Source organism: Mixta calida (assembly GCF_002953215.1).
Taxonomy (GTDB): Bacteria; Pseudomonadota; Gammaproteobacteria; order Enterobacterales; family Enterobacteriaceae; genus Mixta; species Mixta calida.
Genome location: NZ_CP026378.1, coordinates 388,642 through 400,702, shown reverse-complemented (window position 1 = coordinate 400,702; position 12,061 = coordinate 388,642). Strand labels below are relative to the sequence as shown.

Genomic DNA, 12,061 nt, shown 5'->3' with positions numbered 1-12,061 from the left:
CCGCCCTCCCTCAGCGTTTGCTCTGCCAGATACGCTGCTGATAGTCGCGTACAGAGCGATCGGAACTGAACATGCCGGTACGTGCGGTATTGAGTATAGTCGCGCGCGTCCAGGCTTCCTTATCGCGCCATAACGCCTCCACACGTTCCTGCGCGGCGATATAGTCGGCGAAATCCGCCAGCACCAGCCAGGGATCGCCGTTCTTCGTCAGGCTGTGCAGCAGCAGATCGAAGGCGTGCTTATCGCCCTGGCTGAAATGGCCTTTTTCCAGCTCCTTCAACAGACCGTCGAGATGTTTGTCTTTCTTACGCAACTTTTTCGGATCGTAGCCGCCTGCCTTCAGCGCCTTCACCTCGTCAACGGTATTGCCGAAGATAAAGATATTCTCTTCCCCGACCTGCTCGGCAATCTCAACGTTGGCGCCGTCCAGCGTGCCGATGGTCAGCGCGCCGTTCAGGGCGAGCTTCATATTGCCGGTGCCGGAGGCTTCATAGCCAGCGGTGGAGATCTGCTCCGACAGATCCGCCGCCGGGATCATCAGCTCCGCCGCGGTGATGCGGTAGTCAGGAATAAACACCACCTTGAGACGATCGCCGATCAGCGGATCGTTATTGATCACCTCGGCCACTTTGTTGATCGCGTAGATGATGTTTTTCGCCAGGTAGTAGCCTGGGGCCGCCTTGGCGCCGAACAGAAAGACGCGCGGCGCCTTATCCAGCTGCGGGTTGTCGCGCAGTTGACGGTAGCAGTGCAGAATATGCAGCAGACCGAGATGCTGGCGCTTGTACTCGTGCAGACGCTTGATCTGCACGTCGAACAGCGCGTCGGGGTTGATCTCAATGCCGGTGACGCGGCGCACATACTCCGCCAGCCGCAGCTTGTTGTTATGTTTGATGTCGCGATAGCGCTGACGAAACGCCTTATCGTCCGCATACGGCTCCAGGCCTTTCAGCGCGTCCAGGTTCGTCACCCAGTCGCGGTTGCCTAACGTCTCATCAATCAGTTCAGAGAGCGCCGGGTTGCACTGCTTCAGCCAGCGACGCGGCGTGATGCCGTTGGTGACGTTGAAAAACTTGTGCGGCCACAGCTGGTGATACTCCGGGAAGAGATCCTTCACCACCAGATCGGAGTGCAGCGCCGCAACGCCATTTACCGCAAAACCGCTGACTACGCACAGGTTCGCCATGCGCACCTGTTTGTCATGCAGCACCGCCAGTTTCGCCCAGACCGCTTCATCGCCCGGCCACTGCTTCTCCACCAGCTTCTTAAAGCGTCGGTTGATCTCTTTAATAATGGCGAAATGGCGCGGCAGCAGCGTGCGCACCAGGCGCTCGTCCCAGCGTTCCAGCGCTTCCGGCATCAGCGTATGGTTAGTGTAGGCGAAGACGTTGCTGGTAATACGCCACGCCTCCTCCCACTCCAGCTGATGCTCATCCAGCAGCAGGCGCAGCATTTCAGGGATGGCGATAGTGGGATGGGTATCGTTAAGCTGGATCACCTCATAATCGGGCAGCTCCGCCAGCGCGCGGCCCGCCAGGTGATGACGGCGCAGAATATCCGCCACCGAGCAGGCGCACTGGAAATATTGCTGCATCAGACGCAGCCGCTTGCCTTCCTGATGGTTATCGTTGGGATAGAGCACCTTGGTCAGCTTCGCCGCATCGATGCCCCGCTGCTCCGCCTGCAGGAATTTGCCGTCGTTGAACAGCGTCAGGTCGAACGGGTGCGCGTGGGTCGCCTGCCACAGGCGCAGCGGCTGCGTGACGCCGTTGCGATAGCCGATGACCGGCAGATCCCAGGCTTCGCCGCGCATCACGAACGCCGGTTCCCACCGCAGCGAACCGTCATCGTTTTTCACTACTTTGCCGCCGATGCCCACTTCGACATCCAGCGCGCTGTTATGGCGAAACCATGGATAGCGGTCGCGTCGCCAGTCGTCCGGCGCTTCGCGCTGGTAACCCTCGTCGAAAGACTGGCGGAACAGGCCGTACTGGTAGTTCAGACCGTAGCCGATGGCGGGCTGGCCGACCGTCGCCATTGAATCGAGATAGCAGGCCGCCAGGCGTCCCAGACCGCCGTTGCCCAGCGCCGGGTCCACCTCTTCCTCCAGCAGCTCGCTGAGATTGATGCCCTGCTCCGCTAAAAGCGCGTTAACCTCGTCATACCAGCCGAGGTTGATCAGGTTATTGCCGGTCAGTCGACCAATCAGAAACTCCATCGACAGGTAATTGACATGGCGTTGGTTTTTACCGGAATTGACCGTCGGCTGCGCCGCCAGCAGTTCGGCCAGCGCGCCGCCGACCGCTTCCCACCGCTGACGCGGCGTCATATCGCTGGCGCTCGCCAGCCCTAAATGCTGCCACTGGCGCGTTAACGCCGCCTCAAAACGAGCCTTATTGAATGTTAGCTGCGACATACAACTCTCTTCCGTTAAGTAATATACCCGTCATACTTCAAGCCGCTGGCGCGTTGGCTACGCTCGCTCACCCCGGTCACTCACTCTTGTAAGCTCCCGGAGATTTACTTCCTTGCCGCCTTCCTGCGACCTGAATTATTTAGGGTATGGATTCGCAAAAAATTGATGCGCACATGCTGACGTTAACCCGACTGAGCGGCATCCTCCCGCGGCAGGATTAGCCGGGGATGAGCGGCAGGGCGTAGGTAAAAATGTGATCGTCAACGCGTTAAGTTAAGACGCCGCTGGCGGAAAAAGCGCTGTAAACCACGCGATATAAATAAAAAAATCACGCTAAACATAACGACCTATTTATGAATGGACCTAAAACGCATTTTTATGCTTCGCAGGGACGCCGCGTATTCCGCCGCCTTCGTTAGCAATGAAGCAGAAAAATGTCAAAAAATAATAAGGAAATGTGATGAGGTGCAACTTAATGAACACGGGAAAGTTCTCCTCCTTGCATTACTGCCTGACACGTCAGAAAGTACTTAATTACACGCCGTGAAATAATTCTTTTTGTTTCCTTCTATGTCATCACAGTGAAGTGTCGCCATGCTGATACCATCGAAACTCAGCCGTCCACTGCGGCTTCAGAACACCATTGTTCGGGAGCGTTTGATAGCCAGGCTTGCGAACATTGCGCACTACCGCTTAGCGTTGATAAGCAGTCCCGCTGGCTATGGCAAGACCACGCTGGTGGCACAGTGGGCGGCGGATAAAAGCGATCTCGGCTGGTATTCGCTGGATGACAGCGATAATTACCCGGAGCGCTTCGCCAACTACTTTATGGCCGCCGTGCAACAGGCAACCGGCGGACACTGTATGCGCAGCGAGGCGCTGGCGCAGAAGCGTCAGTACGCCAGCCTCAGCGCGCTCTTTTCCCAGCTTTTTGTTGAGCTGGCGGAGTGGCAGCGCCCACTTTATCTGGTGATTGACGATTACCACCTGATCGCTAACGACGCCATTCATCAGGCGATGCGCTTTTTCATTCGCCATCAGCCCGAAAACCTGACGCTGATTATTCTGTCGCGCAATCTGCCTTCGCTGGGCATCGCTAACCTGCGGGTGCGCGAACAGCTGCTGGAAATCAACAGTCAGTCGCTGGCTTTTACGCCGCAGGAGGCGAAGCAGTTCTTCGACTGCCGTCTGCAACAGCCGATCGGCGCAGATGATTCACAGCGGCTCTGCGCCGAAGTGGCTGGCTGGGCCACCGCGCTACAGCTGATCGCCCTGACGGAACGCCAGTCCAATACGCCGACTCATCATTCCGCCCAGCGTCTCGCCGGTATCAACGCCAGCCATCTTTCCGACTATCTGGTGGATGAGGTGTTGGACTGCGTTGACAGCGCGACGCGAAACTTCCTGTTACGCAGTTCGGTGCTGCGTTCAATGAACGACACGCTGATCGCGCGTCTGACCGGCGAAGAGAATGCGCAGCTGCGGCTTGAAGAAACGGAGCGTCAGGGGCTGTTTCTGCAACGCATGGACGACAGCGGCAAATGGTTTAACTTTCATCCGCTGTTCGCCAGCTTCCTGCGCCAGCGCTGTCAGTGGGAGCTGAGCAGCGAGCTGCATCAGCTTCATCGCGCCGCGGCGGAAGGCTGGATGGCGCTCGGCTACGCCGGAGAAGCGATTCATCATGCGCTGGCGGCGGGCGACACCGCGCTGCTGCGCGATATTCTGCTGCATCATGCCTGGTCGCTGTTCAATCACAGCGAGCTGGCGCTGCTGGAGGAAAGTCTGAAGGCGCTGCCGTGGCAGCAGCTGGTGGATCATCCGCGTCTGATTCTGTTGCAGGCGTGGCTGGCGCAGAGCCAGCATCGCTATGGCGAGGTCAACCTGCTGCTGGCGCGCGCCGAAGAGGAGATGACATTGCAGCAGATCGCCATCGATCCGGTGCTGAGCGCCGAATTCGATGCGCTGCGCGCGCAGGTCGCCATCAACGCCGGCAAGCCCGACGAGGCGGAACGGCTGGCGAACCAGGCGCTGACCCATCTGCCGCTGGCGAATTACTACAGCCGCATCGTCGCCACCTCGGTAAAAGGCGAAGTGCTGCACTGTCAGGGCGAGCTGGAGGCGGCGCTCGCCACCATGCAGCAGACCGACGAAATGGCGCGCCATTACAACTGCTGTCACTACGCGCTCTGGGCGCTGTTGCAGCAGAGTGAAATCCTGCTGGCGCAGGGCTTTTTGCAAACCGCATACGATATCCAGGAGAAGGCGTTCGCGCTGATCGATGAGGAAGGATTAGAACAGCTGCCGATGCATGAGTTTTTGCTGCGCATTCGCGCGCAGCTGCTCTGGTCCTGGGCGCGCCTTGACGAAGCGGAAGCGACGGCGCGCAAAGGGCTGGAGGTGCTGGCGAATTTCCAGCCGCAGCAGCAGTTGCAGTGCCTGGCGATGCTGGCGAAGTGCGCGCTGGCGCGTGGCGATATCGATAACGCGCGCCGCCATCTGATCCGCTGCGAAAACCTGCTCGGCAACGGCCAGTACCACAGCGACTGGGTCACCAACGCGGATAAGCCGCGCGTGATCTACTGGCAGATGACCAATGATAAAGTTGCCGCCGCCAACTGGCTGCGGCTGACGCCGAAGCCGGCCACCGCCGACAACCATTTCCTGCAGGGACAGTGGCGCAATATCGCCCGCGTACAGATCCTGCTGGGACAGTATGACGAAGCGGAAGTAGTGCTGGACGAACTGAATGAAAATGCGCGGCGGCTGCGGCTGACCAGCGATTTAAACCGCAACCTGCTGCTGCTCAACGCGCTCTACTGGCAAACCGGCCGCAAGAGCGAAGCGCAGCTGGCGCTGATTGAGGCGTTGACGCTGGCGAACCGCACCGGCTTTATCAGCCACTTCGTTATCGAAGGCGAAACCATGGCCCAGCAGCTGCGTCAGCTGCTGCAATTACACACGCTGCCGGAACTGGAACAGCATCGCGCCCAGCGTATCCTGCGCGATATCAACCAGCACCATCGCCACAAGTTCGCCCACTTCGACGAAAGCTTCGTCAGCCGTCTGCTGACCCATCCACAGGTGCCGGAGCTGATCCGCACCAGCCCGCTCACCCAGCGCGAATGGCAGGTGCTGGGCCTGATCTATTCAGGCTACAGCAACGACCAGATCGCCGGCGAGCTGGAGGTGGCGCAAACCACCATCAAAACGCACATTCGCAACCTTTATCAAAAACTGGGAGTAATGCATCGCCAGGAAGCGGTGCGGCAGGCGCAGCATCTGCTGCACCTGATGGGAATGAGCGTGGCCTGATCCTCAGCACAACTCCAGATGGACTTCATGCTGCTCGATCACTTTCATGACGCTGGCGGGCGGCATTTCATCGGTAAACAGATAATCCACCAGGCTCATATTGCCGAGGTTGACCATCGCGTTGCGGCCAAACTTGGAGTGGTCGGTCACCAGCATCACGCAGCGTGAATTATCTATAATCGCGCGTTTGGTGCGCACCTCATGGTAATCGAACTCCAGCAGCGAACCGTCCATATCGATGCCGCTGATGCCGAGAATGCCGTAGTCGAGGCGGAACTGCGAAATAAAGTCGAGCGTCGCCTCACCCATAATGCCGCCGTCGCGCGTGCGCACCTCGCCGCCAGCGATAATCAGGCGGAAGTCGGGCTTGGTCATCAGCAGCGTGGCGACGTTCAGGTTGTTGGTGACGATGCGCAGGTCGTTGTGGTGCATCAGCGCGTGGGCGACCGCCTCCGGCGTGGTGCCGATATCGATAAACAGGGTTGCGCCGTCGGGGATTTGGCTGGCGACCCGCTGCGCGATGCGCGCCTTCTCCGCCGACCACATCATCTTACGATCCTGCCAGGCGGTGTTTTCCGAGCTGGAAGGCAACGCCGCGCCGCCGTGGTGGCGCTGTATTTTATTCTGCTCGGCCAGATCGTTCAGATCGCGGCGAATGGTTTGCGGACTGACGTCAAAATGTTCCACCAGTTCTTCGGTACTGACATATCCCTGACGCCGGACCAGATCGATAATGGCGTCATGACGTTGCGTCTGCTTCACATAAATCTCCTGTTATAAGTACGGCATCAGGCTGCGCGATTATCCGGCAGCCTGCAGGCGTCGCTGATGCCTCAGCGTTTACGCGCATGACGCGTATCGACGAAAGCCATCGCCAGCCCCACCACCAGACCGGTGAGATGGGCGGCATTGCCTACCGCCTGGCCCAACACGCCAAAAAATCCAATGACCAGCCACAGGATAGCGAAAGCCATCAGACCGCGCTCCAGGAAAATGCCACTTTCGGGATCGCGCTCGCCCCGCAGCCAGGCGTAGCCCATCAGCGCGTAGACCACGCCAGAAAGCCCACCGAACCAGACGCCGCTGAATTTCGCCTGCATCCAGCCGCTCAGCAGCGCGGAAATCAGCGTAATCACAAACAGTTTGCCGGTGCCGAGCCGCTTTTCGATGGCACCGCCGATATACCACCACCACAGCAGGTTGAACACCAGGTGCAGCACGGAAAAATGAAGCAGCGCATGGCTGAACCAGCGCCACAGCTGGAAAGATTGCGAGCTGTCCATCGGCCACGCCAGCCAGCCCAGCACCTCGTCCCCGCCGATAATCTGCATCAGGATAAAGATAGCGATGCAGGCAAAGCCCAGCGCCAGGGTAAGCGGCCCGGCGCGCTGGCGCAGGTTGGTCAGCAAACTGTCGCGCTGATAGTGCAATCCGCTGTCGGTATTGCCGCTCTGCCAGCTGGCGGCCTGATAACGCGGATGAAAAGGGTCGCGAACAAACTGCGCAAGTTCGTTTTCGACCATTTCCAGTTTCGTCTCATCGTCCAGCAGCAGCACAACCTGCTCGTCGCGTTCGATATGCAATGTGACGCCGCGCGTCGCCATATAGTCGACAAACGCCTGCGCCATGCGCGGATTGGTAAAGCGGGTAAGCTGTATCATTTTCCGTTTCCTGAATTCTGCCGCATGCCGCGGCGCTTACTCCGACGGCGTTTCAACCAGCTGCGGGAACGCCGCGCGCCAGGCGTCGAAGCCGCCGTCGATGCTGTAAACCTGCTCAAATCCCTGATTAATTAAATACTGCGCCGCCCCTTTGCTGCTGTTGCCGTGATAGCACATGACGAACACCGGCGTATCAAAATCCGCCTGCTGCATAAAACCGTTCAGCGTGCCGTTGGTCAGGTGGAACGCGCCTTTGGCGTGACCGGCCTCATAGCTTTGCGGATCGCGAATATCGACCAGCAGCGCTTCGCCTTCCGCCAGACGTTGTTGCGCCAGTTCGACGCTAATGCATTCAAATTGTTCCATGGTGGACCCCGGATAAAAGAGTGGTGCGATAAGCCGAACGGCGCGGTCGGCCTTCTCACCGCATCGCCCTTCAGCTCTGTCTCGCGCTATTGTAACGCGAAGCGGTTTAACTATAACCCATCTAACCAAAGGGTTACTGCCGTCAGCGGCGGCGAATAATGTTAACTGAATCACGCTAAGATGTTTTTATTGGGTTAAAGCTGGCATCAATGTTGGTTTACGATTATTATTATGCTCGAAAACGAACATAGACGAACTATTCCGAACATCGGAGGAGATGACGTGGAAACCAAAGATCTGATCGTTATCGGCGGCGGCATCAACGGTGCCGGCATTGCGGCCGATGCCGCAGGACGCGGACTGTCTGTGCTGATGCTGGAGGCGCAGGATCTGGCGTGCGCCACCTCTTCCGCCAGCTCGAAGCTGATTCACGGCGGCCTGCGCTACCTGGAGCATTATGAATTCCGCCTGGTGAGCGAAGCGCTGGCCGAGCGTGAAGTACTGCTGAAAATGGCGCCGCATATCGCTTTCCCGATGCGCTTCCGCCTGCCTCATCGCCCCCATTTGCGTCCGGCCTGGATGATCCGCGCCGGTCTGTTTCTGTATGACCACCTCGGCAAACGCACCAGCCTGCCGGGCAGTAAAGGATTGCGTTTTGGCGCAGAATCGGTGCTGAAGCCGGAAATCTCGCGCGGTTTCGAATATTCCGACTGCTGGGTGGACGATGCGCGCCTGGTAGTGCTGAACGCGCAGGAAGTGGTGAAACGCGGCGGCGAAGTGCGTACCCGCACCCGCGCCACGCGCGCCTGGCGTGAAAACGGCATGTGGATGGTGGAAGCGCAGGATGTCGACACCGGCAAAACCTGGACCTGGCGCGCCAAAGGCCTGGTAAACGCCGCCGGTCCGTGGGTGAAACAGCTGTTTGACGACGGCCTGAAGCTGAAATCGCCGTATGGCATTCGTCTGATCAAAGGCAGCCATATTGTGGTGCCGCGCGTGCATACCGAAAAGCAGGCCTACATCCTGCAGAACGAAGATCACCGCATCGTGTTTGTGATTCCGTGGATGGATGAGTTCTCCATCATCGGCACCACCGACGTAGAATATAAAGGCGATCCGAAGCAGGTAAAAATCGATGATAAAGAAATCGACTATCTGCTGAAGGTTTATAATGCGCACTTTAAAAAGCCGCTGGGCCGCGACGATATCGTCTGGACCTACTCCGGCGTACGTCCGCTGTGCGATGATGAGTCGGATTCGCCGCAGGCGATTACCCGCGACTACACGCTCGACGTGCGCGACGATGCGGGCAATGCGCCGCTGCTGTCGGTATTCGGTGGCAAACTGACCACCTATCGCAAGCTGGCCGAGCATGCGATGGAAAAACTGGCGAAGTATTATCCCAACGCCGGTCCGGCATGGACGAAAAACGCCGTGCTGCCGGGCGGCGATATCGCCGGCACGCGCGAAGATTACGCCGCCGGCCTGCGCCGTCGCTATCCGTTTATCAGCGAAGGCCTGGCGCGTCACTATGCCCGCACTTACGGCAGCAACAGCGAGCTGATTCTGCAGAACGCCAGCTCGCTGGCGGACCTGGGCGAAGATTTCGGTCACAGCTTCCATGAGGCCGAACTGCGTTACCTGGTAGAGAATGAGTGGGTGCGCGAACTGGACGACGCCATCTGGCGCCGCACCAAGCTCGGCATGTGGCTGAACGAAGCGCAGCAGGCGCGCGTCGCGCAGTGGCTGGAAACGCACAGCAAAAAACCTGCCCTTTCTCTCGCTTCCTGAGCGTGAGCCGTAAAAAGAAAAACCGCCCATCGGGCGGTTTTTTTATGGCTGACGCAACGTACCGTTTTCAGAGACGGATAGGCGAAATATGCCAGATCTCGTCGGCGTACTCCTGAATGGTGCGGTCAGAGGAGAAGTAGCCCATATTGGCGATATTCAACGCCGCGCGACGCTGCCACTCTTCCGGCTGGCGGTAGAGTTCGTCTACCTTATCCTGGGTATCCACATAGCTGCGGTAGTCGGCCAGCAGTTGATAGTGATCGCCCAGCCCCACCAGCGAATCGTAGATATTGCGATAACGTCCTGGCTCCTGCGGGCTGAAGACGCCGGTCGCGATCTGCGTCAGCGCCTGATTCAGCTCGGCGTCCGACTCGAAGTAGTCGCGCGAGTTGTAGCCGTTGCGGCGCAGCGCCTCTACCTGCGGCGTCGTATTGCCGAAGATAAAGATATTCTCTTTGCCGACATGCTCGCGCATCTCTACGTTCGCGCCGTCCAGCGTGCCGATGGTCAGCGCGCCGTTCAGGGCGAACTTCATGTTGCTGGTGCCGGAGGCTTCGGTACCCGCCAGCGAGATCTGTTCGGAAAGATCGGCTGCCGGAATGATGATCTGCGCCAGGCTCACGCTGTAGTTCGGGATAAACACTACTTTCAGCTTGTTCTTCACCTGCGGGTCGCTGTTGATCACGTTAGCCACATCGTTGATCAGATGAATGATGTGCTTCGCCATATAGTAGGCTGACGCCGCCTTGCCGGCGAAGATATTCACGCGCGGTACCCAGTTGGCGTTTGGATCGGCCTTGATGCGGTTATAGCGCGTAACCACATGCAGCACATTCAGCAGCTGGCGCTTATATTCATGGATACGTTTGATCTGCACGTCGAACAGCGCGTTAGGATCGAGAACAATATCCATATTCTTCGCCACCCAGCTCGCCAGGCGCTTTTTGTTTTCCAGCTTGGCGTCGGCAATTTTTTCGATAAAGGCCGGAAAATCGATCTGCGGTTTGATCTCCTCCAGCTGGCTGAGATCGGTACGCCAGCGGCGGCCGATGGTATCGTCCAGCACGTCCGACAGCGGCGGGTTCGCCAGTGCCAGCCAGCGGCGCGGCGTAATGCCGTTGGTTTTGTTGCAGAAGCGGCCGGGGAACAACCGAGCGAAATCGGCGAACAGCGACTGCACCATCAGGTTGGAGTGCAGTTCCGATACGCCGTTCACCTTGTGGCTCACCACTACCGCCAGCCAGGCCATACGCACCTGGCGTCCGTTGTTTTCGTCAATGATGGAAATGCGCGACAGCAGCTCCCACTCTTCCGGGTAGTGTTCCTGAATGGTCTTCAGGAAGTAGTCATTGATTTCAAAAATAATTTGCAGATGACGCGGCAGGATTTTACCGATCATATCTACCGACCAGGTTTCCAGCGCCTCGCTCATCAGCGTGTGGTTGGTGTAGGAGAAGACCTGACACACCACCTCGAATGCGTCGTCCCAGGTAAACTTATGCTCATCGATCAGCAGACGCATCAGTTCCGGGATCGCCAGCACCGGGTGGGTGTCGTTCAGGTGGATGGCGACCTTATCCGCGAGGTTATCGAAAGTTTGATGCATTTCCCAGTGACGGTTAAGGATATCCTGCACGGTGGCCGATACCAGAAAATACTCCTGACGCAGGCGCAGCTCGCGGCCTGAGTAGGTGGAGTCATCCGGGTAGAGCACGCGCGACACGTTTTCAGAGTGGTTTTTATCTTCCACCGCCGCGAAATAGTCGCCCTGGTTGAATTTGCCGAGGTTGATCTCGTTACTCGCCTGCGCGCTCCACAGTCTCAGCGTATTGGTGGCGTCGGTGTCATAGCCGGGAACGATCTGGTCATAGGCCATTGCCAACACTTCTTCCGTCTCCAGCCAGCGCACTTTCGCGCCCTCGTGCTGCAAGCGGCCGCCAAAACGCACCTTATAGCGGGTATTAAAGCGCTGGAACTCCCACGGGTTGCCATACTCCAGCCAATAGTCGGGCGATTCCGCCTGTCTGCCGTCAACGATATTCTGCTTAAACATGCCGTAATCGTAACGGATGCCGTAACCGTGTCCCGGCAGCCCCAGCGTCGCCAGCGAATCCAGGAAGCAGGCCGCCAGACGCCCCAGGCCGCCGTTGCCTAAACCGGGATCGTTCTCCTCCTCGATCAGTTCGCCCAGATCCAGCCCCATCTCCTCCAGCGCGCTGTGCAGATCTTCATAGATCCCCATCGCCAGCAGCGCGTTAGAGAGGGTTCTCCCCATCAAAAATTCCATCGAGAGATAGTAAACCTGGCGCACGTCCTGAGAGAGCTGCGCGCGGCTGGAGCGCAGCCAGCGCTCCACCATCCGATCGCGCACCGCCAGCAGCGAGGCGTTCAGCCACTCATGCTTATTGGCGGTAGAGGGATCTTTACCCAGCGTAAACATCAGTTTATAGGCAATAGAGTGCTTTAACGCGTCGACCGTCAGCGTCGGTGAGGCATAGGTAAAAGGTGCGTTCAT

The 12,061-nt window shown here is 58.3% G+C and carries 7 protein-coding genes; 2 read left to right on the top strand and 5 right to left on the bottom strand.

Annotated features, from left to right (window positions below; all coding sequences use genetic code 11):
* Positions 1–10: 10 nt before the first annotated feature.
* Complete coding sequence (gene malP / locus C2E16_RS01765) at positions 11–2,416, bottom strand: maltodextrin phosphorylase (RefSeq protein ID WP_038629685.1); 2,406 nt, start codon at positions 2,414–2,416, stop codon at positions 11–13.
* Between the two features lie 594 nt (positions 2,417–3,010).
* Here malP and malT point away from each other — a divergent pair.
* A complete protein-coding gene (gene malT, locus C2E16_RS01760; RefSeq protein WP_084969862.1) occupies positions 3,011–5,728 on the top strand; it encodes an HTH-type transcriptional regulator MalT in 2,718 nt (905 codons plus the stop codon).
* Between the two features lie 3 nt (positions 5,729–5,731).
* Here malT and C2E16_RS01755 read toward each other — a convergent pair whose 3' ends face one another.
* The 3 genes from C2E16_RS01755 to glpE all read right to left on the bottom strand — a co-directional run bounded on the left by C2E16_RS01755 (position 5,732) and on the right by glpE (position 7,755).
* Positions 5,732–6,490, bottom strand: a complete 759-nt coding sequence (locus C2E16_RS01755) for a DeoR/GlpR family transcriptional regulator (protein WP_038629683.1) — start codon at positions 6,488–6,490, stop codon at positions 5,732–5,734.
* 71 nt (positions 6,491–6,561) lie between these two features.
* Complete coding sequence (gene glpG / locus C2E16_RS01750; protein ID WP_174705310.1) at positions 6,562–7,389, bottom strand: rhomboid family intramembrane serine protease GlpG; 828 nt, start codon at positions 7,387–7,389, stop codon at positions 6,562–6,564.
* 36 nt (positions 7,390–7,425) lie between these two features.
* Positions 7,426–7,755: a thiosulfate sulfurtransferase GlpE gene (glpE, locus tag C2E16_RS01745; protein ID WP_038629682.1), complete on the bottom strand. Its 330-nt coding sequence runs from the start codon at positions 7,753–7,755 to the stop codon at positions 7,426–7,428.
* 282 nt (positions 7,756–8,037) lie between these two features.
* Here glpE and glpD point away from each other — a divergent pair, with 282 nt between their 5' ends.
* On the top strand, positions 8,038–9,546 hold the full coding sequence (gene glpD / locus C2E16_RS01740) for a glycerol-3-phosphate dehydrogenase (protein WP_038629681.1): 1,509 nt from the start codon (positions 8,038–8,040) through the stop codon (positions 9,544–9,546).
* Positions 9,547–9,613: 67 nt separating this feature from the next.
* Here glpD and glgP read toward each other — a convergent pair whose 3' ends face one another.
* Positions 9,614–12,061, bottom strand: a complete 2,448-nt coding sequence (glgP, locus tag C2E16_RS01735; RefSeq protein WP_038629680.1) for a glycogen phosphorylase — start codon at positions 12,059–12,061, stop codon at positions 9,614–9,616.